General features: G+C 63.8%; 22 protein-coding genes. 17 read left to right on the forward strand and 5 right to left on the reverse strand.

Annotated features, from left to right (window positions below; genetic code table 11):
- Window positions 1–128: 128 nt before the first annotated feature.
- A complete protein-coding gene (locus tag QN413_RS04225; protein WP_323495398.1) occupies window positions 129–1,628 on the forward strand; it encodes a nucleobase:cation symporter-2 family protein in 1,500 nt (499 codons plus the stop codon).
- An 11-nt stretch (window positions 1,629–1,639) separates the two neighbouring features.
- Here the strand turns inward: QN413_RS04225 and QN413_RS04230 are convergent, their stop codons facing one another.
- Window positions 1,640–2,452 (reverse strand): fumarylacetoacetate hydrolase family protein, encoded by an 813-nt coding sequence (locus tag QN413_RS04230; RefSeq protein ID WP_323495399.1) that lies wholly within the window; start codon window positions 2,450–2,452, stop codon window positions 1,640–1,642.
- 179 nt (window positions 2,453–2,631) lie between these two features.
- Between QN413_RS04230 and QN413_RS04235 the strand changes: the two genes are divergently transcribed.
- Entirely contained in the window at window positions 2,632–3,705 is a 1,074-nt protein-coding gene (locus QN413_RS04235) for an AI-2E family transporter (protein ID WP_323495400.1), read from the forward strand.
- A 113-nt stretch (window positions 3,706–3,818) separates the two neighbouring features.
- Window positions 3,819–4,043: a hypothetical protein gene (locus tag QN413_RS04240; RefSeq protein WP_323495401.1), complete on the forward strand. Its 225-nt coding sequence runs from the start codon at window positions 3,819–3,821 to the stop codon at window positions 4,041–4,043.
- Between the two features lie 325 nt (window positions 4,044–4,368).
- On the opposite strand, the gene QN413_RS04245 is transcribed toward QN413_RS04240, so the two are convergent.
- Window positions 4,369–5,280 (reverse strand): LysR family transcriptional regulator, encoded by a 912-nt coding sequence (locus QN413_RS04245; protein ID WP_323495402.1) that lies wholly within the window; start codon window positions 5,278–5,280, stop codon window positions 4,369–4,371.
- A 119-nt stretch (window positions 5,281–5,399) separates the two neighbouring features.
- Here QN413_RS04245 and gcl point away from each other — a divergent pair, with 119 nt between their 5' ends.
- The 8 genes from gcl (at window position 5,400) to QN413_RS04285 (ending at window position 15,145) form a co-directional block, all read left to right on the forward strand.
- Complete coding sequence (gcl, locus tag QN413_RS04250) at window positions 5,400–7,193, forward strand: glyoxylate carboligase (protein WP_323495403.1); 1,794 nt, start codon at window positions 5,400–5,402, stop codon at window positions 7,191–7,193.
- A gap of 11 nt (window positions 7,194–7,204) precedes the next feature.
- Entirely contained in the window at window positions 7,205–8,041 is an 837-nt protein-coding gene (locus tag QN413_RS04255) for a 2-hydroxy-3-oxopropionate reductase (RefSeq protein ID WP_323495404.1), read from the forward strand.
- An 83-nt stretch (window positions 8,042–8,124) separates the two neighbouring features.
- A complete protein-coding gene (locus tag QN413_RS04260; RefSeq protein ID WP_323495405.1) occupies window positions 8,125–9,459 on the forward strand; it encodes a cytosine deaminase in 1,335 nt (444 codons plus the stop codon).
- Window positions 9,460–9,558: 99 nt separating this feature from the next.
- The gene (locus QN413_RS04265) at window positions 9,559–11,859 is read left to right on the forward strand and encodes an NADP-dependent malic enzyme (protein WP_323495406.1); all 2,301 of its coding nucleotides are present in this window, start codon (window positions 9,559–9,561) and stop codon (window positions 11,857–11,859) included.
- A gap of 93 nt (window positions 11,860–11,952) precedes the next feature.
- Complete coding sequence (locus QN413_RS04270; RefSeq protein WP_323495407.1) at window positions 11,953–12,981, forward strand: ABC transporter substrate-binding protein; 1,029 nt, start codon at window positions 11,953–11,955, stop codon at window positions 12,979–12,981.
- Window positions 12,978–13,862 (forward strand): ABC transporter ATP-binding protein, encoded by an 885-nt coding sequence (locus QN413_RS04275; protein ID WP_416352133.1) that lies wholly within the window; start codon window positions 12,978–12,980, stop codon window positions 13,860–13,862. The genes QN413_RS04270 and QN413_RS04275 overlap by 4 nt, the downstream gene beginning before the upstream one ends.
- On the forward strand, window positions 13,862–14,632 hold the full coding sequence (locus QN413_RS04280; protein WP_323495555.1) for an ABC transporter permease: 771 nt from the start codon (window positions 13,862–13,864) through the stop codon (window positions 14,630–14,632). The genes QN413_RS04275 and QN413_RS04280 overlap by 1 nt, the downstream gene beginning before the upstream one ends.
- Before the next feature lie 18 nt (window positions 14,633–14,650).
- Window positions 14,651–15,145: a nucleoside deaminase gene (locus QN413_RS04285; RefSeq protein WP_323495408.1), complete on the forward strand. Its 495-nt coding sequence runs from the start codon at window positions 14,651–14,653 to the stop codon at window positions 15,143–15,145.
- Between the two features lie 18 nt (window positions 15,146–15,163).
- Here QN413_RS04285 and QN413_RS04290 read toward each other — a convergent pair whose 3' ends face one another.
- Together QN413_RS04290 and QN413_RS04295 are read right to left on the reverse strand one after the other, a co-directional pair.
- Window positions 15,164–15,919, reverse strand: coding sequence for a ferredoxin reductase (locus tag QN413_RS04290; protein ID WP_323495409.1), 756 nt, complete (start codon window positions 15,917–15,919; stop codon window positions 15,164–15,166).
- Window positions 15,919–16,527, reverse strand: a complete 609-nt coding sequence (locus QN413_RS04295) for a sulfite oxidase-like oxidoreductase (protein WP_323495410.1) — start codon at window positions 16,525–16,527, stop codon at window positions 15,919–15,921. The genes QN413_RS04290 and QN413_RS04295 overlap by 1 nt, the downstream gene beginning before the upstream one ends.
- A 153-nt stretch (window positions 16,528–16,680) precedes the next feature.
- Between QN413_RS04295 and QN413_RS04300 the strand changes: the two genes are divergently transcribed.
- Together QN413_RS04300 and QN413_RS04305 are read left to right on the forward strand one after the other, a co-directional pair.
- Window positions 16,681–17,196, forward strand: coding sequence for a nucleoside deaminase (locus QN413_RS04300; RefSeq protein WP_323495411.1), 516 nt, complete (start codon window positions 16,681–16,683; stop codon window positions 17,194–17,196).
- 28 nt (window positions 17,197–17,224) lie between these two features.
- The gene (locus QN413_RS04305; RefSeq protein WP_323495412.1) at window positions 17,225–18,055 is read left to right on the forward strand and encodes an urease accessory protein UreD; all 831 of its coding nucleotides are present in this window, start codon (window positions 17,225–17,227) and stop codon (window positions 18,053–18,055) included.
- A gap of 77 nt (window positions 18,056–18,132) precedes the next feature.
- On the opposite strand, the gene QN413_RS04310 is transcribed toward QN413_RS04305, so the two are convergent.
- Entirely contained in the window at window positions 18,133–18,897 is a 765-nt protein-coding gene (locus tag QN413_RS04310; RefSeq protein ID WP_323495413.1) for a hypothetical protein, read from the reverse strand.
- A 155-nt stretch (window positions 18,898–19,052) separates the two neighbouring features.
- Between QN413_RS04310 and QN413_RS04315 the strand changes: the two genes are divergently transcribed.
- The 4 genes from QN413_RS04315 to katG all read left to right on the forward strand — a co-directional run bounded on the left by QN413_RS04315 (window position 19,053) and on the right by katG (window position 23,973).
- Complete coding sequence (locus QN413_RS04315) at window positions 19,053–20,021, forward strand: DUF3829 domain-containing protein (protein ID WP_323495414.1); 969 nt, start codon at window positions 19,053–19,055, stop codon at window positions 20,019–20,021.
- Window positions 20,018–20,575 (forward strand): hypothetical protein, encoded by a 558-nt coding sequence (locus tag QN413_RS04320; protein WP_323495415.1) that lies wholly within the window; start codon window positions 20,018–20,020, stop codon window positions 20,573–20,575. The genes QN413_RS04315 and QN413_RS04320 overlap by 4 nt, the downstream gene beginning before the upstream one ends.
- Window positions 20,576–20,644: 69 nt before the next feature.
- Complete coding sequence (locus QN413_RS04325) at window positions 20,645–21,652, forward strand: succinylglutamate desuccinylase/aspartoacylase domain-containing protein (protein WP_323495416.1); 1,008 nt, start codon at window positions 20,645–20,647, stop codon at window positions 21,650–21,652.
- Window positions 21,653–21,726: 74 nt separating this feature from the next.
- Window positions 21,727–23,973: a catalase/peroxidase HPI gene (gene katG / locus QN413_RS04330; RefSeq protein ID WP_323495417.1), complete on the forward strand. Its 2,247-nt coding sequence runs from the start codon at window positions 21,727–21,729 to the stop codon at window positions 23,971–23,973.
- Window positions 23,974–23,992: the final 19 nt, after the last annotated feature.

Genomic DNA, 23,992 nt, shown 5'->3' on the forward strand with positions numbered 1-23,992 from the left:
TGCAACCCCGCCTCGGCGACGCTGCAAAACGAACCCGGCGCCGCAGAGCGTGCGGGTTTCTCGCTATTCAGCCAGTCCGATACTTTGTATACAGTTTCGCGTACAACTTGGTGAACAGGAAACATGGCATGACGGATTCACTTTTGCAAGCGGCTCACCCGGCCGTTCATCCCGTGGACCAACACCTCCCAGCGGGCAAGCTAGCTGCCCTGGGCCTGCAGCACGTGCTGGTCATGTATGCGGGCGCCGTCGCGGTGCCGCTCATCGTCGGCCGCGCGCTCAAGCTCAGCCCTGAAGAGGTCGCGCTGCTGATCTCGGCCGACTTGTTCTGCTGCGGCATCGCCACCTTGATTCAGTCGCTCGGTGCGACGCAGTGGTTCGGCGTCAAGCTGCCGGTGATGATGGGCGTGACCTTTGCGTCGGTGGCACCGATGGTCGCCATCGCCAGTACCAACCCGGGCCAGTCCGGAGCGCAATTGCTGTTCGGCTCGATCATCGGCGCCGGCATCATCTCCATACTAATCGCCCCGCTGGTGAGCCGAATGCTGAGGTTCTTTCCGCCGGTGGTCACCGGCACCATCATCGCGGTCATCGGCATCAGCCTGATGCGCGTCGGCATCAACTGGATCTTCGGCAACCCGTTCGGCCCGACCGCGCCGACGGTCGTCGACCCGGCCTACGCCAAGTGGCTGGCCGACGTCACCTCGCCCGGCTCCGCGATCCCGCCGATACCCAAGGGCCTGGCCCTGCTGCCGACGGTGCCCAACCCCAGGTACGCCGACCTCACGGGGGTCGGCATCGCGGCGCTGGTGTTGGTCTCGATTCTGCTCATCGTCAAGTTCGCCAAGGGCTTCATCGCCAACATCTCGGTGCTGCTGGGCATCGTGATCGGTGCCGTCGTCGCGACGGCCATGGGCATCATGACCTTTGAAAAGGTGGGCAAGGCGGCGTGGGTCGACGTGGTGCTGCCGTTCCACTTCGGCATGCCGCAGTTCGATCCGTTTTTGATCTTCACCATGACGCTCGTGATGATCGTGGTGATGATCGAATCGACCGGCATGTTCCTGGCGCTGGGTGAAATGACCGACCGCAAGATCAGCCAGCAAGACCTGGCGCGCGGCCTGCGCACCGACGGTTTGGGCACGCTGATCGGCGGCATTTTCAATACCTTTCCGTACACCAGCTTCTCGCAAAACGTCGGGCTGGTCGCCGTCACGGGCGTAAAGAGCCGCTTCGTCTGCGTGGCGGGCGGCGTAATCCTCATCGTGCTGGGGCTGTTGCCCAAGATGGCGGCGCTGGTGGAATCACTGCCCACCGTGGTGCTGGGCGGGGCCGGCCTGGTGATGTTCGGCATGGTCGCTGCCACCGGCATCCGCATTTTGTCGGGCGTCGACTTCAAGACCAACCGACACAACGCGATGATCGTCGCGGTGTCGATCGGCGTCGGCATGATCCCGCTCATTGCGCCCAACTTCAAGCAGTGGATGCCGCACAGCATCCACTCGCTGATCGAGTCGGGCATCCTGCTGACGTCGATCGCAGCGGTGCTGTTGAACCTGTTTCTGAACGGGACCACGCACGACGAAGAGGCGATCGTCAACGCGGCGCGGCAGGCCGAGGCGCACTAGCGCACCAGCGCTCAGACCACCTTCACGTTGATGTCGTAGAGCCCGTCGATGTGCCCCGTCATCACATCGCCGACGACGACCGGGCCGACGTTCTCCGGCGTGCCCGAATAGATGATGTCGCCGGGAAACAGCTCGTTGTAGATCGACAGGTTGGCGATCTGTTCGGCCACGCTCCAGATCATTTTCGACAGGTCACTCGACTGCTTGACCTGCCCATTCACCTTCAGCGAAATCGCGCCCTTGGTGAAGTGCCCGGTCTGGCTCACCGGATGCAGGTGGCTGACCACGGCCGAGTGGTCGAACGACTTGCCGATCTCCCACGGCTTCTTTTCTGCCGCCATCGCGTTCTGCAGATCGCGCCGCGTCATGTCGAGCCCGACGGCATAGGCATAGACGCAGTCGAGCGCCTGCTCCGGCCGGATGTTGCGGCCGCCTTTGTGCAGCGCCGCCACGAGTTCGACTTCGTAGTGGTAGTTCTTCGTGACTGGCGGATACGGGTGATCGACAGTCACGCCACGCGGCACCAATTGCACCGCGTCGTTCGGTTTTTGAAAGAAGAACGGCGGCTCGCGTGTCGGGTCGGAACCGCGCTCGACCGCGTGCGCAGCATAGTTGCGGCCGATGCAGTAGACGCGCCGCACCGGAAACACCTCGTCGCTGCCCATGAGCGGGACCGTGCTGCCGATCACCTGGAACTTCGGCTTGCCGCTAGCCGCGCCTGATGTGGTGGAAGTCGCACAGCCTGCAAGGGCACTGGCGCCGACTGCGGTTCCGAGTTGCAGCAAGGCTCTGCGGCGGGAGGGTTGGGCTTTTTCGTGTGTCATGTCGTTGGTTGTCTTTCGGGTCGTCAAGATCGATGTCCTTGCAGATCTTCCCTTTTGGGGGGTGATTCGATCTCAGCCTACGACGGGGCGCCCCCACTGAAATCGGTAATCGCCCTGAGTGTCTGCAAGGCGCCTCAGCCGACACGTTACGGCTGCTGCTCGGCTAAAGTCCGAGCCATATGAATTCCCCTCAACTCCAGCGCGGCGTGTTCCTGGCGCTTCTGCTCGCCGTCACAGCCGCCTTCATCTGGGTGTTGATGCCTTTCTTCGGCGCGGTGATGTGGGGCGTGGCCCTCGCCATCTTGTTCACGCCGCTCTACAAGCTGCTGCTCCGAAAGATGCCCAGGCGGCGCACGCTGGCGGCGCTGGCGACGCTCACCATTTGCCTCTTCATCGTGATCCTGCCGTTGGCATTGGTCGGCGTCTCGCTGGTCCAAGAGGTGGCGCTGGTTTCGCAGAATATCCGTTCGGGCCAGATCAATTTCGCCAACTACTTTCAGCAGATCCTGTCCGCGTTGCCGCAGTGGCTGCTGAACCTGCTCGAGCGCTTCAACCTCGGCGACATGGCCGCATGGGAGGCGCGGATCACGGCCGGTGCGGCAGAAGGCAGTCAGCTGGTCGCGGGCAAGGCGTTAACCATCGGGCAAAACACCTTCGACTTCCTGGTGAGCTTCTTCGTGATGCTGTACCTGCTTTTCTTCCTGCTGCGCGATGGCGCGCCATTGTCGAAGACGGTTCGCGACGCATTGCCGCTCGCCAAGCCGCACACGCACTACCTGCTCAACAAGTTCACCACCGTCATCCGCGCCACCATCAAGGGCAACGTGGCAGTGGCGATTGCGCAGGGCACCATCGGCGGCCTCACCTTCTTCTTTCTGGGCGTTCAGGGCGCACTGCTTTGGGCCGTACTGATGGCGTTCTTGTCGCTGCTGCCGGCCGTGGGCGCAGCACTGATCTGGGGACCGGTTGCCCTCTACTTTTTGGCCACAGGACATTTGCTGCAAGGCGGTGTGCTGATCTTCGTCGGCGTGTTCGTCATCGGACTGGTCGACAACATCCTTCGGCCGTTGCTGGTCGGCAAGGACACGCAGATGCCCGACTACGTCGTCCTGATGTCGACCATCGGCGGCATCGCGCTCTTCGGCATCAATGGCTTCGTGATCGGGCCCGTGATCGCGGCACTGTTCATGGCGGCGTGGGATCTTTTCGCGCTCTCCAACGAGAACGACGAGAAGACCACGGGGTCGCACTAGGCACGAGTGCGCGCACGAGGCACTTCAGGCCTCCCGTGCAGCGCCTGCGTCGAGGTTGAAGCGCCAGAACGCCAGAACTATCCGAAGTTCCGCCATGAGGCAACGGTGGCGACTTGCCTCAGAACATTCGCCTGGACATCCGTGCGATCAGCCTGCGCGGCGATGTCGCGTCGCAACGCAGCGTCCAGCACTGGCGACTCCCCGTTGACCAGCCGTTGCCGCGCCGCGTGGACGGTGGCCTGGAACGGGCCGTCATCCATTGCCCGGCCGCGCAGATAGAACACGACGAGAAGTTCGGCCGCCGCTTCGGTTGCACGCCGCCGCACCAGGCGCGGTGAGTGCGCTCGGTTGCAACCGGCAGCGTCGCCGCGCGCTCCGAATAGATCTTCAGGCCGCAGTGAGGGCAGACATAGACCCCTGCGTCACGGTCACTCCCGACAAAGCGAAAGAAGCGATCCCAGCCAGGAGCATGTGTTGCAAATCCAGGTTGAATCATCTGACCCCTTTCGTGGAGCGCCTTTGTAACCGGTGTTGTGAAGCACATTACCCCGAGCACTTTCAAGGTACAAAAGCCGCATCCGGCAGTCGGTTCGGTACCGAACATTGAATGCACAGTCGGTCATCGATCTTCTCGCGAAGGCCCTGTCGGGCGGAAGCAGGTCTCTATGCAATACGCGCCGTCCACCACCCCGCGCCAAACCGCCCCTGTAAGAAGGCAATAAAGCTCGACACCTTGCCCGGCACCAGTTTGGGCGACGGAAACACTGCGTGCATCTCCTGCTCGGGCAGCGCGTGGTCGGCGAGCACTTCTCGCACCTTGGCCGACTGCAACGATTCGCCCGCGACATAGCGCGGCATCAGCGCGATGCCCATGCCGTCGCGCGCCGCGGCCAGCACGGCCGACACGTTGTTGGACCTGAAGCGACCCGACACTGGCACGGTGATGGCATCGCCTTTGGGCGTGTTCATGCGCCAGACGTCGTCGCCCACCACGCTGCTGTAGATCAACGCCGCATGGCCGCTCAGGTCTTGCGCACGCTTGGGCATGCCGTGCTTCTTAAGGTACGCCGGTGACGCCACCATGACCCACGGATTGGTGCCGAGAAAGCGCGCGCCCAGCGACGAGTCGGCCAGGCGGCCCATGCGGATCGCGACGTCGACTCCCTGGGCGATGAGATCGACATAGCGGTCTTCGAAACTGAGGTCGAGTTGCACCTGCGGGTTGCGCCGCATGTAGTCGAGCGCCATCGGCACGACGACGCGACGGCCGAAAGCGACCGAGGTACCGATGCGCAACAAGCCCTGCGCCTGCCCTTGTCGCAGCTGCACGAGGCTGTCGGCCTCTTCGGCATCGCGCACGATGCTCTTGCACTTTTCGTAGTACAGCGCACCAGGTTCGGTGAGGCCGACACCCCGCGTGTTTCGGTTCAGCAAACGCACCTTCAGTCGCGCCTCGGTCGCTGCGATCTGCTTGGTCACGGTGGGTTGCGTGGTGTTGAATTCGCGCGCTGCCTTCGAGAAGCTACCGGTCTCGACCACGCGCACGAACATCTCCATTGCCAACAGTCTGTCCATCCAGTGATGCTAGCCATTTATTCCGTGACGGAATAGGTTTTATGGTGCCACGCCGTCTTCTGCGAAACGTCGCGTCTTCCTAAAGTCGAGGCACTGACAGAACCCGAGGAGACAACGACATGACAAAGATGACCGCAGCCCAGGCCGCTGTCCTGGTGATGGAAAAAGAAGGCGTGACGCAGGCTTTCGGCGTGCCCGGCGCCGCCATCAACCCACTGTATTCGGCGTTGCGAAGGCGAGGCACCATCGCGCACATTCTCGCGCGCCATGTCGAAGGCGCATCGCACATGGCGGAGGGCTACACGCGGGCCGTCGCCGGCAACATCGGCGTGTGCATCGGCACTTCGGGCCCGGCCGGCACCGACATGATCACCGGCCTCTACTCGGCCTGGGCCGATTCGATCCCCATCCTCTGCATCACCGGCCAGGCGCCGCGCGCACGGCTCTACAAGGAAGACTTCCAGGCGGTCGATATCGAGTCGATCAGCAAACCGGTGACCAAGTGGTCGGTCACGGTGCGCGAGCCCGGCCAGATGCCGCAGGTCTTTCAACAGGCTTTCCATCTGATGCGCTCGGGTCGACCCGGTCCGGTGCTGATCGACCTGCCGTTCGACGTGCAGATGGCCACCATCGAGTTCGACATCGACACCTACCAGCCGCTGGTGCCATACAAGCCGGCTGCAACGCAAGCGCAGATCAGAAAGGCGATCGCGATGCTGAACGCCGCCGAGCGGCCGTTGATCGTGGCCGGCGGCGGCATCATCAACGCCGACGCATCGGAGCTGTTGGTGCGCTTCGCAGAAGCGACCGGGGTGCCGGTGATCCCAACGCTCATGGGCTGGGGCGCGATCCCCGACGACCATTCGCTGATGGCCGGCATGTGCGGCCTGCAGACCAGCCACCGCTACGGCAATGCCACGATGCTGGCGAGCGACTTCGTGCTGGGCATAGGCAACCGCTGGGCCAACCGGCACACGGGCTCGGTCGACGTCTATACCAAGGGCCGCACCTTCGTGCACGTCGACATCGAGCCGACGCAGATCGGCCGCGTCTTCACGCCCGACTTCGGGATCGTGTCGGACGCCAAGCTGGCGTTGCAGCAATTCGTCGAAGTGGCGGAGCAGATGAAGGCCAGCGGCCAGTTGCCCGACCGTGCGAAATGGGCCGGCGAGTGCCGCAACCGCAAGAAGACGATGCTGCGAAAGACCAACTTTGCCGACGTTCCGATGAAGCCTCAGCGCGTGTACCAGTGCATGAACAACAGCTTTGGCAACGACACCTGCTACGTCAGCACCATCGGACTCTCGCAGATCGCCGCCGCGCAGTTTCTGCACGTGTACAACGCGCGCCACTGGATCAACTGCGGACAGGCCGGCCCGCTGGGCTGGACCATCCCGGCCGCGTTAGGCGTGCGGGCCGCCGACCCGACACGAAAGATCGTCGCGCTCTCCGGTGACTACGACTTCCAGTTCATGATCGAAGAGCTCGCCGTGGGCGCGCAGTTCAAGCTGCCGTACATCCACATCGTCGTCAACAACAGCTACCTCGGCTTGATCCGGCAGAGCCAGCGCGGCTTCGAGATGGACTACTGCGTGCAGCTGGCATTCGACAACATCAACGCCGAGCCCGATGCGGGCATCGAGGCCAGCTATGGGGTCGACCACATGAAAGTGGTCGAAGGCCTGGGCTGCAAGGGGATTCGCGTGCGCAAGCAGGAAGAGATGGCGCCCGCCATTCAACGGGCCGAAAAACTGATGGCCGAGTTTGGCGTGCCGGTGGTGATCGAGGTGATGCTGGAGCGCGTGACCAACATCGCGATGGGCACCGAAATCGACGCCATTAACGAGTTCGAGCCGCTGGTCGAGAGCATGGAAGACGCACCCACATCGCTCGCCATGACGATGCTGGATTGAGGAGAAAGACCGTGCTCGAGGCCGGCCACACCCTGTTCGTCCACATACGCAGCAAGGCACCCGAGCCCTTCGCATCCAGAGCAACGGTGTGCCGCGCGGCCAGCGAGGTGGCGCGACAGGCCAACATCGTCATCCTGATGCTGCCCGACACGCCCGATGTCGAGACGGTGCTGTTCGGCAAAGGCGGCGTGGCGACGGGCTTGTCGAAGGGCAAGCTGGTCATCGACTGCAGCTCGATCGACCCGATTGCCACCAAGGGCTTTGCCAAGAAGATCGAGGCACTCGGTTGCGGCTATGTCGACGCGCCGGTTTCCGGCGGCGAGGTCGGTGCCAGGGCGGCCAGCCTGACGATCATGTGCGGCGGCAACGAGGCCGCCTTCGCGCGCGCCCGGCCGCTGCTCGACCGTTTGGGAAAGAATGTGACGCTGGTCGGCGGCGCGGGCGACGGCCAGGTCTGCAAGGTCGCCAACCAGATCATCGTGGCTCTGAACATCGCCGCCGTCGGCGAAGCGCTGGTGTTCGCATCGAAAGCCGGCGCCGACCCGGTCAAGGTGCGACAGGCGCTAATGGGCGGCTTCGCGGCGTCGCGCATCCTGGAAGTGCATGGCGAGCGGATGATCAAGCGCACCTTCGCGCCGGGCTTTCGCATCGCGCTGCACCAGAAGGACCTGAACCTCGCGATGCAGAGCGCACGCTCCCTCGGCATGGCTTTGCCGCAGACCGCAGGTGCGGCACAGCTCATGAACGCGTGTGCCGCGCTCGGCCACGCGCAAGCGGATCACTCGGCGCTGGTGCTGGCTTTGGAGGCGTTGGCACAACACGCGGTCGCGCCGGAAGCCGCGTTGTAGCCACGCTTTCACCTGTGGATGTCGACGCATCGTGCGGGCTGGCACGGTTCGAGCTTCCAATTCGGAAACATCACGAATTTTCTATGACCCACTCTTTTTTCCAGCCGCCCGCGAATTCGCGCCATGCCCTGCGCCAGCTCAGCGCACCGAGTTGCCTGGTCGACGGTGACTTCCCGGCACGTCGTTCTGAAGGCCTCGTCGCCGTTGACCTGTTGATCGAGAACGGTCGCATCGCCGCCATCGAGCCGGCCGGCACGCTGCCCGCAGAACTGGGCCCCGATCTCGATGCGTCGATGGTGTTGCCGGGCATGGTCGACTGCCACACCCACCTCGACAAGGGACACATCTGGCCGCGTCAGCCCAACACCACCGGCGATGGTGCCGGCGCTGCAAAGGCCACGATGGCCGACCGCTCGGCGCACTGGAGCGCCGAAGACGTGCGGCGTCGCATGGAGTTCGGCTTGTCGACCGCCTATGCCAAGGGCGTGGTCGCGATCCGCACGCACCTCGACTCGCTGGCACCGCAGTCTTCGATCTCGTTTCCAGTGCTGCGCGAAATGCGCGAGCGCTGGGCCGGCCGCATCGATCTGCAGGTGTCGTCGATCGCGCCGATGGACATTTTCCTGACCGACGAAGGCCGCCAGCTGGCCGACATCGTGGCCGAGAGTGGGGGCAACCTGGGTTGCGTCACGCGCTTCGGCAAGTACCCCGACGATCCGATGCCGGCAGAACTCGACGAGGCGCTGGCCAACGTGTTCACCCTGGCGATGGAACGCGGACTCGACATGGACCTGCACGTCGACGAGTCGACCGACCCGCGCTCGCGAACGCTCATTCGCGTGGCACGCACCGCGTTGCAAAAGGACTTTGCGGGCCGCATCCTGTGCGGGCATTGCACCGCGCTGGCCTTGCAGACCGACGAGTTCATCGAAGAGACGATCGCGGCCTGCCGCGATGCCGGCATCGACATCGTCAGCCTGCCGACGGTCAACATGTACCTGCAAGACCGCAGCCCGACGGCGCGCACGCCGCGTTGGCGCGGCGTGACCACGCTGCACGAAATGAAGGCGGCCGGCTTGCGCGTGGCGGTGGCCGGCGACAACTGCCGCGACCCGTACTATGCCTACGGCGATCACGACATGCTCGACACCTTCACGCAGGCCGTGAAGATCCTGCATCTGGACCATCCGCTGGACGACTGGATCAAGGCCGCGACCGCCACCCCGGCCGCCATCATGGGCATCGACCGCGGCACGCTCGAGGTGGGCATGCCGGCCGACCTGATCGTGCTCAAGGCGCGCAACTATTGCGAGATGCTGGCGCGTACGCAATTTGACCGCACCGTGATCCGCGACGGCAAGGCGATCGACACCTCGCTGCCCGACTACCGGCTTCTCGACGACATCGTGCACCTCTGAAGCCAGGGTCGACGCCGGCTTGACGGTATTTCCACTACACATGGAAACCATGCTTTGCAGTAGCCTGTTTCTTTCGCCCAAAGAACCAGGAGACACTTCATGGCAGCCGACCTTTCCCCCGCCGAACAAGCACTGCGCGACGCCGCACGCGAGTACCACCGCAGCCCTGTGCGCGGCAAGATCTCGATCACGCCGACCAAGCCGCTGCTGAACCAGCGCGACCTGTCGCTGGCCTACTCGCCCGGCGTGGCATACCCATGCCTCGACATCCAGGCCGACCCGTCGCTGGCGGCCGTCTATACGTCGCGCGGCAACCTGGTCGGCGTGGTGACCAACGGCACCGCGGTGCTGGGACTGGGCAACATCGGGCCACTCGCCAGCAAGCCGGTGATGGAAGGCAAGGCCTGCCTGTTCAAGAAGTTCGCGGGCATCGACGTGTTCGACATCGAGCTGGCCGAGAACGACCCCGACAAGCTGGTCGACATCATCGCGGCACTGGAGCCGACGCTGGGCGGCATCAACCTCGAGGACATCAAGGCGCCCGAGTGCTTCTACATCGAGCGCAAGCTGCGCGAGCGCATGAACATTCCGGTGTTCCACGACGACCAGCATGGCACCGCCATCATCTCCGCTGCGGCGCTCATCAACGGGCTCGAACTCGTCGGCAAGAAGATCGAAGACGTGAAGATCGCGGTGTCCGGTGCGGGTGCGGCAGCCATCGCCTGCCTCGACGTGATGGTCGGCCTGGGTGCCAAGCACAGCAACATCTACGCGGTCGATTCGAAGGGCCTGATCTTCATGGGCCGTGCCGGTGGTTTCGACGATTCGAAGTCGCGCTACGCACAAAAGGACACTGGAGCCCGCACGCTGGCCGACGTCATGAAAAATGCCGACGTGTTCCTCGGCTGCTCGGCGCCCGGCGTGGTCACGCAGGACATGGTGAAGAGCATGGGCAGCCAGCCCATCATCCTGGCGCTGGCCAACCCGGAGCCTGAGATCCGGCCCGAGCTGGCAAAGGCGGTGCGGCCCGACTGCATCATCGCAACGGGCCGCTCGGACTATCCGAACCAGGTCAACAACGTGCTGTGCTTTCCGTACATCTTTCGCGGCGCACTGGACTGCGGCGCCAGCAAGATCACCGAAGAAATGAAGCTCGCCTGCGTGCGCGAAATCGCCGAGCTGACCAAGGCCGACATCAGCGAAGAAGTCGCGACCGCCTATGCGGGGCAGGAGCTGGTGTTCGGGCCCGACTACATCATTCCGAAGCCCTTCGATTCGCGGTTGATCCTGCGCATCGCACCGGCCGTCGCCAAGGCCGCGCAGGCGTCGGGCGTGGCACTGCGCCCCATCGAAGACCTGGAAGCCTATCGCCAGCACCTCACGCAGTTCGTCTACCAGACTGGCATGTTCATGCGGCCGGTGTTCACTGCAGCCAAGCTGGCGAAGGCCAAGCGCGTGGCCTATGCAGAAGGCGAAGACGACCGCGTGCTCCGCGCGGCGCAATTGGCAGTCGACGAAGGCCTGGCGCGGCCGGTGCTGATCGGCCGGCCGGCGGTCATCGAAGCGCGTGTCAAGAAGGCCGGGCTGCATCTGAACCTGGAGAAGGACGTCGACATCGTCGACCCCGAGAACGACCCGCGCTTTCGCACCTACTGGGAGGCGTATCACAAGCTCATGGGCCGCCGCGGCATCTCTCCGGAAGCCTCGAAGGCGATGGTGCGCCGCTCCAACACGACCATCGCCGCGTTGATGGTCCATCTGGGCGATGCCGACGCGATGTTGTGCGGCCTGGTCGGCCGTTTCGACAGCCACTTGAAGATCCTCGGCCAGCTGCTCGGCACGCAGCGCGGCGGACCCGGCTTCGCTACGCTGAACGCGCTGACCCTGGAAAAGCACACCCTCTTCATCGCCGACACCAATGTGCATGAAGACCCGAGCGCCGAGACACTGGCGCAGATCGCCATGATGGCCGCCGAAGAAGTGCGCCGCTTCGGCCTCCCGCCCAAGGTGGCCTTCTTGTCGCATTCGAACTTCGGCACGTCCGAGCGCGGCTCGGCCCGCAAGATGCGCATCGCCCGCGACCTGTTCGCCAAGATGGCACCCGACATCGAGTGCGACGGCGAGATGCACGGCGACGCCGCCCTGTCTGAAGAAGTGCGCTTCCAGTCGATGCCCGATAGCACCCTCACCGGCTCGGCCAACCTGCTGATCTGCCCGAACCTCGACGCCGCGAACATCCTGTTCAACGTGTTGAAGATGACCGGCGGCAACGGCATCACGGTCGGCCCGATCCTGCTCGGTGCAACGCGCTCGGCGCATGTGCTGACGCCGTCAGCCACGGTGCGGCGTGTGGTGAACATGACGGCACTCGCCGTCGCAAACGCCAATATCCAGAAGTAGCCGCGCCACGCAAAAGACGCGAGCGGGTTCGCACCAAGTGCGTGCGGGCACCGTTTTTGCTTGAATCCGGTGCATCACTCATCGGATTCCAGAATGAACAAACGCCAACTGCTCCAGACCTTCCTCTCCGCCTCGGCGCTCAGCTTTGGCCTTGCCGCCGACGCACAGACGATGACGCCGATCAAGTTTCAACTCGACTGGCGGTTCGAAGGCCCGGCGGCGCTCTTTCTTCATCCGGCGGCCAAGGGCTACTTCAAGGCGGCGGGGCTGGATGTGGCGGTCGATGCGGGCAATGGCTCCGGCGGCACCGTGACGCGTGTGGCCTCAGGCGCTTACGACATGGGCTTTGCCGACATGGCGGCGCTGATGGAATTCCATGCCAACAACCCCGACGCGCCCAACAAGCCGATCGCCGTGATGATGGTCTACAACAACACGCCGGCGTCGGTCATGGCGCTGAAGAAGAGCGGCATCACCAAGCCCGCCGACCTGACGGGCAAGAAGCTCGGCGCGCCGGTGTTCGACGCCGGTCGTCGCGCCTTTCCGATCTTCGCCAAGGCCAACAACATCGGCGCGGTGCAATGGACCACCATGGACCCGGCGCTGCGCGAGACCATGCTCATGCGCGGCGACATCGATGCGATCACTGGCTTCACCTTCACCTCGCTGCTCAACCTCGAAGCGCGCGGCGCCAAGGCGGCCGACGTGGTGGTGCTGCCCTATCCCGACTACGGGGTGAAGCTCTATGGCAATGCCATCGTCGTATCCCCCAAGCTGCTGAAAGAAAACCCGGCGGCGGTGAAGGCGTTTCTCGCGGCCTTTGCCAAGGGCATGAAGGAAGTGATCGCGAGCCCGACCGTCGCGATCGAATCGGTGAAGGCGCGGGACGGCATCATCGACAGCAAGCTCGAAACGCGACGCCTGCAACTCGCCATCGACACTGTCATCAACACGCCCGACGCGCGTGCCGAAGGCTTCGGCAACGTGAACGCCGGCCGCATGGCACTGATGGCATCGCAGGTGTCGGACGCCTTCAATACCAAGACCCGCGTGAGCCCCGATGCCGTATGGAACGGCACGCTGCTGCCGACCGCGGCCGAGCTCAACGTCCTGAAGAAGTGACGGCCGGCACTGCGGGTCCGATTGGCCGACCGGACGCCCCTTTCGTCGACTTCCAGGACGTCTGGCTCGCCTACAACGAAGAGCTGCTGCGCGCCAATCACTTCGCGGTCGAAGCCATCGACCTCAAGGTGAAGCGTGGCGAGTTCATCGCCATCGTCGGGCCTTCGGGCTGCGGCAAATCGACCTTCATGAAGCTCGCGACTGGGCTGCGCATGCCGTCGATGGGCCGCATCCGCATCGACGGTTCGCCGGTCACCGGGCCCCTCAAGATTTCGGGCATGGCGTTTCAGGCGCCGTCGCTGCTGCCCTGGCGCACCACGGTCGACAACGTGCTGCTGCCGCTGGAGATCGTCGAGCCCTATCGCTCGTCGTTCAAGCGCAATCGAAAAGAGTACGTCGAGCGCGCCCGCAAGCTGCTGCAGAAGGTGGGGCTGGCGGGCTATGAAGACAAGTTTCCGTGGCAGCTGTCGGGCGGCATGCAGCAGCGCGCCAGCATCTGCCGAGCGCTCATTCACGAACCCAAGATGCTGTTGCTCGACGAGCCCTTCGGCGCGCTCGATGCCTTCACGCGTGAGGAGCTCTGGTGCATCCTGCGCGACCTCTGGACCGAGCAGCAGTTCAACGTGATCCTGGTCACGCACGACCTGCGCGAATCCGCTTTTCTGGCCGACACGGTGTACGTGATGAGCAAGAGCCCCGGCCGCTTCGTCGTCAAGCGCGAGATCGAATTGCCGCGTCCACGCGAACTCGAACTCACCTACACCAAGGAGTTCACCGATATCGTGCTCGAGTTGCGCAGCCACATCGGCGCTATACGGGGAAGTACAGGCAATACCGGCATCAGCGCCGCGGCCAAGTCATCGACGGTGGTGACACCATGATGAAGAACAGCAAGGAGATCGAGCGCTGGTCGCCGTGGCTACTTCTGGTCGCGGTTCTGGTGCTGTGGCAAATCATCTGCGACGGCTTCGGCGTGTCGGAGTTCATCTTTCCGAGCCCGTGGCGCATCTGGACGCAGTTCTGGGAGTTCAAGCTCATCATCGCTGGCCATGCGTGGCGCACTTACTGGGTCACGATGGCGGGCTTCGGGCTGGCGATCGTGGTGGGCGTGCTGCTCGGCTTCGTGGTCGGCAGCTCGCGACTGGCGTATGCGGCGATGTACCCGCTCATGACGGCTTTCAACGCGCTGCCCAAGGCGGCCTTCGTGCCGATCCTTGTCGTTTGGTTCGGCATCGGTGCCGGGCCGGCCATCCTCACCGCGTTCTTGATCAGCTTCTTCCCGATCATGGTCAACATCGCGACAGGCCTCGCGACGCTGGAGCCAGAGCTGGAAGACGTGCTGCGCGTGCTCGGCGCCAAGCGCTGGGACGTGCTGATCAAGATCGGCTTGCCGCGCTCCATGCCGTACTTCTTCGCTTCCCTCAAGGTCGCAATCACCCTGGCCTTCGTCGGCACCACCGTGTCAGAGATGACGGCCGCCAACGAAGGCATAGGCTACCTGCTGATCTCCGCCGGCTCGGCCATGCAGATGGGCCTGGCCTTTGCCGGCCTCATGGTGGTCGGCGCGATGGCGATGGCGATGTACGAGCTCTTCAGCGTGATTGAAAAGCACACGACCGGCTGGGCGCACAGAGGCTCGCAGAATGAGTGATCCACACGTGATCAACGAATGACCGATGAACAGATAGCGCAAGCGTTGCGCCGGGCAGATGCAGTCGCGCGACGCGCCATGGCGATGGGCCGACACCCGTTCGGGGCAGTGCTCATCGCACCCGACGGCGAGACGGTACTGGCCGAGCAGGGCAACATCGACACTGTCCATCATGCAGAGGCCACGCTCGCGCGCCACGCGTCGCAGAACTGGCCTGCTGACTACCTGTGGCAGTGCACGCTGGTCACGACCTTCGAGCCGTGCGCGATGTGTGCGGGCACCGCGTACTGGGCGAACATCGGCCGCATCGTCTACGGCGCCGAAGAAGCCGACCTGCTCGCGCTCACCGGCGACCACCCCGAGAACCCGACCTTGAGCCTGCCGTGCCGCGAGGTGTTCGCAAGCGGGCAGAAGGCGGTCGAGGTGATCGGTCCGGTGCCGGTGCTGGCCGATGAAATGATCGCCACGCACCGCGGCTTCTGGGATCGCAATGAAGACAAACGCGGCACCTGAGACACGTCTGCATTGGCGTCAAGCGCCGCCGTAGCGCTCGGTCTTGATTCGCGTCGCCGGCACGCCGGCATCGACCAGTCCGTTGGCCACCGCTTCGACGAACCGGTTGGCGCCGCAGACGAACACATGACGCGGTGCGTTGTTCCAGTCGCCAAGCACATCGGCTATTGCACCGGCATCGAGCCGTCGACCCCGATCGACCAGCCGCGGCGGTCGCTCGCGCGTGGTCACGGCGACGAAAGTGAAGCCGGGCCGCGTCGCTTCGAGTGCGAGCAACTCGGCGTGGAATGGAAGGTCCGCCGCAGTGCGTGCGGAACAGAGCAGCAGCACCGGCGTTGTGGTGGGCTCGGCAGCCCACGCACGCACCATCGCCATCAACGGCGCGATGCCTGAGCCGCCTGCGATCAACAACAGCGGCCCGCCATCGGCCGGTCGCCAGACGAAGTGCCCGCCGAGCGGCCCGCGCACTTCGATGCTGTCGCCGACCTCGGCGATATCGTGGAAGAAAGGCGAGACTTCACCGTTATCGAGCTTCTCGATGATGAGTTCGACGGGCCCCACGCGGGGGGCCGAAGCGATCGAATAACTGCGTTGTGCAGCGTAGCCGCCGGGCGCAGTCAGTCGCACATCGAGGTGTTGGCCCGCCCCGTGCGAAGCCAGTTGCGACGCCAGCGAAGGCGCATCGAGAAAGAAGCTTTTGATGCGCGGCGTGAGCGGCGCGATGCGCTGTATTTTTGCCTCACGCCACGGGCCCTTCGGCTCGCTGGCTTCCATCAAGGATCGTCCGAATAGCGTTGCTGACGCCAGGGATCGCCGTATATGTGATAGCCGCGCAGTTCCCAGAATCCAGCTTCGTCGCGCGCGGTGAACTTGAGTCCCTTGATCCACTTCGCGCTCTTCCAGAAGTACAGGTGCGGCACCAGCAAGCGCGCCGGGCCGCCATGCTCTGGCGCGAGCGGCTGGCCATCGAAATGCGTTGCGACCATGGCACGCCCGCCGAGCAGATCGGCGGCCGGCACGTTGGTGTCGTAGTCGTCGAGCGACAGCGCAAGCAGCCACGGCGTGGGCGCCGCGATGCCGGCGTCGGTCAGCAAATCGTCGATCGTCACGCCTTCCCAACGGGTGTCGAATTTCGACCAGGTGGTGACGCAGTGGATGTCGCCTTGCCACACAGTGCGAGGCAGCGCCATGAACTCGTCCCAGGTCCAGCGCTTCAAAGGCCGCGGGCCGTCGCTCAGAGTGAACCGCCAGGCAGCCATGTCGATGCGAGGCGCCGGCCCCTTCGACAACACCGGGAAGTCATCCGTCTCGAACTGGCCCGGCGGCAAGCGGTTGGCAAAGGCCGCCGTGGGCCGTCGCCCGGTGAATCCGCGTGTAACCATGTCGATGACGTCCGGTGTTGGGTTGAATTGAAATGGGCGTTCTCTTTTGGAAGGCTAACGCTCTTCGCGCTCCCGTGCACCGATATGCAACACGCACGCCCGGCTATTGGCATGCGTCCTGCGTGTCCGAGCCCGGAAGCACAAAGACACACCATGAATTCCAACGCCGCTTTTCCTGAAGAAAACGAGCTCGACGAGCGCGATGGCCGCTATCTGCGCAAGGCGATCGTATGGTCGCATGCGGCCCGGCGCCGCGGCAACCAGCCGTATGGTTCGGTCATCGTTTCGGCGGGCAACGAGGTGCTGGCCGAGGCCTTCAACAACATTGCTGAAACCGGCGACCTCACAGGCCACGCGGAACTCAACGCCATCCGCGCCCTGGCCGATCGCGGCGTGACGCGGGACGACCTGGCAGCCGCGACCCTCTACGCATCGGGCGAGCCCTGCGTGATGTGCGCGGGCGCTATCTTCTGGGCGGGCATCGGCCGCGTGGTGTACGGGCTCGACGCGACACGCATGCAGAAGTATCACGGCGACAGCGCCCAGCGGCGCATGAACGCGATGTCGTGCCGCGCGGTGTTCAGCGCGTCGCCGCATGCCATCGAATGCATCGGGCCCGCGTTGATCCACGATGCCGCTGCGGCGCACGAGGGCGCGGACGGGGCGTAGCCGCAAGCCGGCCCCGTAGACTCACCTCATGCCCTGGCACGCCCGACTTCATCTCGACTACCAGAACGAACAAAACCGCAGCGTCGCCCGTTTCAGGCACGACGGTCCACTGCGCATCCTGCAGAGCCTGTATCCCGAAGGCGATGCGGTGTGCCATAACGTGCTGGTCCACCCACCCGGCGGACTGGTCGGCGGCGACACGCTCGACATCGACGTCAAGGTCGCAGGCGGCAGTCACGGCCTGATCACGACGCCCGGCGCATCGCGCTTCTATCGCTCCGACGGTGAGTTGGCTTTGCAACGAACGCACCTCACGCTGGCACCGGAGGCACGCCTCGAATGGCTGCCGCTGGAGGCGATCTGCTACAGCGGCTGCCGCGCCGAGAACCACATCACCATCGATGCCGCACCCGGCGCCGAACTCATCGGCTGGGACGTGACCGCCCTCGGCCTGCCGCACGCCAACCGGCCCTTCGACCGCGGCACGCTGCTGCAGCACATCGAAGTGCCCGGCAAATGGCTGGAGCGCGGGCGCATCGACGCGGCCGACCGGCGGTTGCTCCAGAGCCCCATCGGATTGGCTGGCAACCGCTGCATGGCGTCGCTCTTTTTCATCAGTGGGTCCCCCATGCCGAAGGCACGGCGCGATACCTTGCTCGACATTGCGCGCGCGTTGAGCGATGCGCACAGCCTCTGCGAATCGGTCGGCACGACCAGTCCGCAGCCGCAGGTGATCGTGCTGCGCGTGCTGGCGCCGGTTGTGGAGCCGGCTATGCAGTTGCTGCGTCAGGTGTGGCTGGCGTGGCGCGCGGAAGTGTGGGCACTGCGCGCGGCGGCGCCCCGGATCTGGGCGATGTAGATAGCTGCGATATTGCGCCGTGGCCACATCCGCTTTTGTCGTGCAGGTGCCGGCCGGTGGGAACAGTTCAATGTCTTTCACTTGCCATGCGCACCGCCAACGCCCATCGGCAACTGACAAGTCCCGGATTCCGGGCATACGCTCATTGGCGCGTCGTTCCACCAGACTTGCTCTTCCTCCAGTCGTGACGCGATCGAAGGCTCGATGTCGAAGTCGACTCCCAGTGCGCGCGCGACATCGATGTTTTCGATCGGAAGTTCCCATGTCAGGAAGACTTGAGTGCAATCCAGATCGGATGCGAAATCGGCTGCATTGAAGCCGCCGCGGTCGCGCCTGATCACCGCGTGCGGCTGGCCCGTATCGAATACCAGCACCGTGCCCCTGACCAGCGGAATGCGATGTCCGCTCACCGGGAAGTGCACGTCGAGCCCCTTGTCCTCGCTCAGGAAGAGATTGCAGAAAGCGGCACCACCGTATTGCGCGCCGTCATGGTGGTACCTCGCGCCGCGGCACGCCATCAGCGCGATGTCACTGGTGGCGATGACCTCTTCGAGTCCGATCGCACGCGTCCAGTCCGATGCCGCCTGAACGCAGTACTTGTAGTCCGGCCAGCGCGCACGTGCGCGCGTCAAGGGCAAAGGCTCGACATCACCGGGTTCGAGGCCCAGGCGCGCAGAGACCTCTCTTTCCCAGTCGGCCATCAACCTCCCTGAAGGCGCAGGCACATCGAGGACGGCCGACAACACGATGTCGCTCACGCTTCGGCTGCGCATCACAGAGCCGCCCTGGAAATAGGAAGTGAGGCGAGTTGGATCGCGATGCAAGTGGGTGGCTTGGCGCATGGGGTTCAGTGTAGTGAGCGCAGCAAAAGTCAAAAGGCACACCAGATGCACAGGCTCTCTGTGAAACCGTCGACAAAGGCACGTGACTATGGGCAAAAGCAGGTGTGCGCTGTGTAGAGTCCCCGGCTCATACAAAAAGATTCAGGAGGAATTTCATGACGGTCATGTCGGTATCACCGCGCGCCTCCGCCGCGCGCCTTTGTGTCTGCCTCGCCTGTGGCGCGGCGACTCTTGCCCTCACCCTTTCACTCGCTGCCTGCAAGCCCGACGTTGTACCCAAACTCGCCGGCCTCGTGGTGCCGGAAAAGCAAGAGGCCGAGAAACTCAACGCCTATGTGGTCGCCTACAACAAGCTGCTTCAATGGCACGACTTCGGCAACATCCTCAAAGACTATCGCCAGTCCAACCCGAAGATGAATGCCAAGGGAAATCCGCCGCTCGACAGTTACCGGGTAATTGGCAACGATGTCGACGCGCCATTGCAGGCCTTCGACCGGGCGACGGCGATCAGCGAGTCACTGCCGGAACTCGACGAACCAGCCACGGCGCTCAAGGCCGCGCTCGAAAGACTGAACCCGCTGCTGAAAGAAGCCGACACCTACGAGAAGACCAAGGAATACCTGAGCGACAAGGGTGTCAAAGCGCGGGCGATGGACGGTCCGTTCGTGGCAGCGCTCATCGCTGCCGGCAAGGCGACCAGCGTGTTCGGCATCGCCCTCTCAAAGCAAACGCTCAAACGCGACGAGGCCGAGTTGGCCTCGCTCACGCCCGGCACGGTGCGCTTCCACAAGCTCAAGGTGTCGCTCGAAGTGCGCAAGCTCACGACCGCGGTGAAAGCCGGTCTGTCCGACAAGACGCAAGTCGCAGCCATCGCAGCGCCGCTGCAGGCACTGAGCCTCGCCAACGCAGAACTCGGCACGATGAAGCGCGACGCCAAGGCCAAGCCTGCGTGGGACCCGGTGTGCGAGATGTACAAGTCGTCGGTCGATTCGCTCATGGGTGCGACCCGCACGTTAGCGGGACTCGTCGAGGCCGGCGACGGTCAGGCAATCGCCCCAGCCGCCACTGCATGGTCCAACGCGCGCAACAAGACGGTTGAAGCGTCCAACCAATGCGGGCATTGACCAACATGCCAAATACGCTCTCCCTTCTCGTCTCCCTGGCGATGATCGCCGTCGTTGTCGCCTTGTTCGTCCGAGTCAAAAAGAAACTGGGCAACGCGGAGTCGCCCAGCCCGAAGCCAACAAAGAAGCCAAGCTTTCTCAGCATCGACGACAGCGGCGGCTTCAAGGGAATGCGAACCTGGCCGGATATCGGGCGATGGGCCGCGGTGCTTCCGTTCGCGTTGCTTGGCTTGCTCGCTCTAACCTGGCTTTTGCGGGCCTTCATCGGCGTCTTCCACATCGGGGATGAGGATATGGCGTTCGTGTACTTGCTCCAGCCATTGGGCTCACTCCTGAGCCACCTCGGCTTCGTGCTGGGTGGCTGGGCTGCGGCACCGCGCTGGCGTGTCGCGGTGGCGTGCGTTCTGGGCAGCGGCTTGATCGCACTCGACCTTTTCTTACCGACCAAAGGGCTGTCGGTCCAGGCGCTCACCGGGAGCGTTGCCGGAATCGGGATGGCCGTTTACCAAGCTCGCAAGGCACAGTCGGGCGCTCAAAGAAACATGGCGACATAAGCCTCCGAGGCCGAGCGTCGGCCACTTGCTGCAAGATCGTGCCGTTCGCAATATCTAGGACAAGTCAGCATGCAAGACATCACCGCTTTCGCGCTAACGGCTCCGGACATCACGCCTTGGCGCGTCGGCAACACTGGCGTCGAAGGCGTCTTTCGCTTCGACAGTGGTGCGCCGGGGCGGCACGTGATGATCTCGGCGCTGGTGCATGGCAACGAACTTTGCGGCGCCTGGGCGCTGAAAGGGCTGCTTGAAGCCGGCGTGCGTCCGCGCCGCGGCCAGCTGACACTGGCGTTGTGCAACCTCGCAGCCTTCGATCGCTTCGACGCAGCAAACCACGACGCATCGCGCTTCGTGGACGAAGACCTGAACCGCCAATGGTCGCTCGAGCGCCTGGCGGAGCCTGTGACCATTGAGCGACGTCGGGCCGCAGCGCTCGAGCCTTTCGTGCGCGAAGCCGACTGGTTGCTCGACCTCCATTCGATGCATGAACCTGGACCGCCATTGACGCTGAGCGGCCTTCAGCCCGCGAACATCGAACTTGCGGTGCAGATGAAAGCCGCCGAGCACATCGTGGTCGACGCAGGGCACAAAGACGGTGTTCGCATGCGCGACTATGGCCGCTTCGGCAGTGCTGACGGCGTGGCCGCCGGTGCCCGCTCGCTGTTGGTGGAATGCGGTTTTCATGGTGACCTGCGAAGCCGCGACCTGGCGCAGGATCAGTGCCTGCGCTTTCTGCTGGCATCGGGCATCGTCGACGAAGCCGATGCTCAAAATATGCTGCCGACATGGCGGCTGCCCGACGTGGCCAAGCCGTGGATTTTGGAGGTTACCGGTGGCGTCGTCGCACGCGCCGGGGGGGTCGAGTTCGTCAGGCCTTTGAAGGGGCTGGAGGTGATCCCCGCAGCGGGCACCGTGATCGGCATCAACGGTGGCGAGCCAATCTTGACGCCGTATGACGATTGCGTGTTGGTCATGCCTTCGCTGCGGCACGCACGGGCCGGCGTCACGGTAGTTCGCTTTGCGCATCGGCGACGCATCGTGGCGCAGGACCCGCCCGCTATCACTGGCATTAGGTAGTCCTATTCGCTTCTGCCCAGTTTCTGCGACAGAATTTGCTCCCCACCCGTACTGAAAACCACAGGAGCATCCCCATGAGTGAAAAGAGCGAAGCGAAGTGTCCCTTCAACCAGGCCACCGGCGCCGGCACGACGACCCGTGAATGGTGGCCGAATCAATTGCGCGTGGATCTGCTGCATCAGCACTCGTCAAAGTCAGACCCGCTGGGACCCGACTTCAACTACGCCGAAGAATTCAAGAAGCTGGACCTGACCGCACTGAAGTCGGATCTCACTGCTCTGATGACCGATTCGCAGGACTGGTGGCCAGCCGATTTTGGTCATTACGGCGGCCTCTTCATCCGCATGGCATGGCACAGCGCCGGCACTTACCGCATCGGCGATGGTCGTGGCGGTGCAGCCCGCGGTCAGCAACGTTTCTCGCCCATCAACAGCTGGCCGGACAACGCCAATCTGGACAAGGCGCGTCGCCTGCTCTGGCCTATAAAGCAGAAATACGGCAACCAGATCTCCTGGGCCGATCTGATGATCCTCACGGGCAACGTCGCGCTGGAGAGCATGGGGTTCAAGACCTTCGGTTTCGCCGGTGGCCGCGTGGACGTGTGGGAACCCGATCAGGACGTGTATTGGGGCCGTGAAACCAAGTGGCTGGGTGGCGACATCCGCTATGCACAGGGCTCGCCGGGCGTCGAAAAGACGCACGGTGTCCTGCCCGCAGACGACAACAGCGAAGTACCGCACTCGCGTGTGCTCGAGCAGCCGCTCGGCGCGGTGCAGATGGGCTTGATCTACGTCAACCCCGAAGGCCCGGACGGCAATCCCGACCCGGCCGCCTCTGCCCATGACATCCGCGAAACGTTCAGCCGCATGGCAATGAACGACGAGGAAACCGTGGCATTGAACGCCGGCGGCCACACTTTCGGCAAGACCCATGGTGCAGGCCCCACGGAGCACGTCGGATTCGAGCCCGAGGGCTCCCACGTCGACGAACAAGGACTCGGCTGGAAGAGCAGCTTTCGCACCGGCAAGGGCATCGATGCGATCAGCAGCGGCCTTGAAGTCACCTGGTCGACCACACCGACGAAGTGGAGCAACAGCTACTTCGAAAACTTGTTCGCATATGAATGGGAACTGACGAAGAGCCCAGCAGGTGCGCACCAGTGGACGCCTAAGAACGGCGCCGGCGCCGGCACGATCCCGCATGCATTCGACCCTGCGAAGCGCCTGTCTCCGATGATGTTGACCACAGACATCGCGATGCGCGCGGACCCAGCCTACGAAAAGATTTCGCGTCGTTTCCTCGCGAACCCCGACCAGTTTGCCGACGCCTTCGCCCGCGCCTGGTTCAAGCTGACGCACCGCGACATGGGACCACGCGTTCGCTACCTCGGTTCCGACGTGCCGGCTGAAGTCTTGATCTGGCAGGACCCGATTCCTGCGCTCGACCACGCCGTAGTCGATGCACAAGACATCGAAACCCTGAAGAAGAAGATCGCGGCATCGGGCTTGACCAACGCGCAGCTGGTCTCTACCGCCTGGGCGTCGGCTTCGACTTTCCGCGGCTCCGACAAACGCGGCGGTGCGAACGGTGCACGGATTCGACTGGCCCCGCAGAAGGATTGGGCTGTCAACCAGCCAGACCAGCTGTCGAAGGTTCTGAAAACACTCGAAGGCATCCAGAGCGAATTCAACGGCGCCCAAAACGGCGGCAAGAAGGTCTCTGTGGCCGACCTGATCGTGCTGGCCGGCGGTGTCGGCGTGGAACAAGCGGCAGGCGGCGGCGTCGTCGTGCCCTTCACGCCGGGGCGCATGGACACCACGCAAGAGCAAACCGATGTGGATTCGTTCGCTCAGTTGGAACCGGTAGCCGATGGCTTCCGCAATTTCATGAAGGCAGGCTGGGGCGTAAGCGCTGAAGCCATGTTGATCGACCGGTCGCAGTTGCTGATGCTTACGGCGCCCGAAATGACGGTGCTCGTCGGTGGCCTGCGGGTGCTCGGCGCCAATACCGGAAACTCAAAGCATGGTGTTCTCACCAGCAAGCCGGGCACGTTGAGCAATGACTTCTTTGTCAACCTGCTCGACATGGGTACGGAGTGGAAGTCTGTCGCCGGTGCTGGTGAGCAGTTCGAAGGGCGCGACCGCAAGACGAGCGAAGTCAAGTGGACTGGAACGCGCGCGGATCTGGTGTTCGGCTCGAACGCGCAGCTGCGCGCTGTCGCCGAAGTCTACGGAAGCTCGGACGGGAAGCAGAAGTTCGTCGCTGATTTCGTGGCGGCATGGACCAAGGTGATGAACCTGGATCGCTTCGACATCGTCTGAGCTCAGCCGCGCAATCGCG

Origin of the sequence: Variovorax sp. LG9.2, assembly GCF_035018885.1 — a bacterium.
Taxonomy (GTDB): Bacteria; Pseudomonadota; Gammaproteobacteria; order Burkholderiales; family Burkholderiaceae_C; genus Variovorax.

What these genes read in the sequence shown, in the direction of transcription:
- QN413_RS04295 (WP_323495410.1), bottom strand. Translation starts at nt 16,527, where the DNA reads ATGGTTACACGCGGATTCACCGGGCGACGGCCCACGGCGGCCTTTGCC.
- QN413_RS04260 (WP_323495405.1), top strand. Translation starts at nt 8,125, where the DNA reads ATGACCCACTCTTTTTTCCAGCCGCCCGCGAATTCGCGCCATGCCCTG.
- QN413_RS04270 (WP_323495407.1), top strand. Translation starts at nt 11,953, where the DNA reads ATGAACAAACGCCAACTGCTCCAGACCTTCCTCTCCGCCTCGGCGCTC.
- QN413_RS04245 (WP_323495402.1), bottom strand. Translation starts at nt 5,280, where the DNA reads ATGGACAGACTGTTGGCAATGGAGATGTTCGTGCGCGTGGTCGAGACC.
- QN413_RS04285 (WP_323495408.1), top strand. Translation starts at nt 14,651, where the DNA reads ATGACCGATGAACAGATAGCGCAAGCGTTGCGCCGGGCAGATGCAGTC.
- QN413_RS04305 (WP_323495412.1), top strand. Translation starts at nt 17,225, where the DNA reads ATGCCCTGGCACGCCCGACTTCATCTCGACTACCAGAACGAACAAAAC.
- katG (WP_323495417.1), top strand. Translation starts at nt 21,727, where the DNA reads ATGAGTGAAAAGAGCGAAGCGAAGTGTCCCTTCAACCAGGCCACCGGC.
- QN413_RS04325 (WP_323495416.1), top strand. Translation starts at nt 20,645, where the DNA reads ATGCAAGACATCACCGCTTTCGCGCTAACGGCTCCGGACATCACGCCT.
- QN413_RS04265 (WP_323495406.1), top strand. Translation starts at nt 9,559, where the DNA reads ATGGCAGCCGACCTTTCCCCCGCCGAACAAGCACTGCGCGACGCCGCA.
- QN413_RS04280 (WP_323495555.1), top strand. Translation starts at nt 13,862, where the DNA reads ATGAAGAACAGCAAGGAGATCGAGCGCTGGTCGCCGTGGCTACTTCTG.
- QN413_RS04225 (WP_323495398.1), top strand. Translation starts at nt 129, where the DNA reads ATGACGGATTCACTTTTGCAAGCGGCTCACCCGGCCGTTCATCCCGTG.
- gcl (WP_323495403.1), top strand. Translation starts at nt 5,400, where the DNA reads ATGACAAAGATGACCGCAGCCCAGGCCGCTGTCCTGGTGATGGAAAAA.
- QN413_RS04230 (WP_323495399.1), bottom strand. Translation starts at nt 2,452, where the DNA reads ATGACACACGAAAAAGCCCAACCCTCCCGCCGCAGAGCCTTGCTGCAA.
- QN413_RS04235 (WP_323495400.1), top strand. Translation starts at nt 2,632, where the DNA reads ATGAATTCCCCTCAACTCCAGCGCGGCGTGTTCCTGGCGCTTCTGCTC.
- QN413_RS04300 (WP_323495411.1), top strand. Translation starts at nt 16,681, where the DNA reads ATGAATTCCAACGCCGCTTTTCCTGAAGAAAACGAGCTCGACGAGCGC.
- QN413_RS04290 (WP_323495409.1), bottom strand. Translation starts at nt 15,919, where the DNA reads ATGGAAGCCAGCGAGCCGAAGGGCCCGTGGCGTGAGGCAAAAATACAG.
- QN413_RS04315 (WP_323495414.1), top strand. Translation starts at nt 19,053, where the DNA reads ATGACGGTCATGTCGGTATCACCGCGCGCCTCCGCCGCGCGCCTTTGT.
- QN413_RS04310 (WP_323495413.1), bottom strand. Translation starts at nt 18,897, where the DNA reads ATGCGCCAAGCCACCCACTTGCATCGCGATCCAACTCGCCTCACTTCC.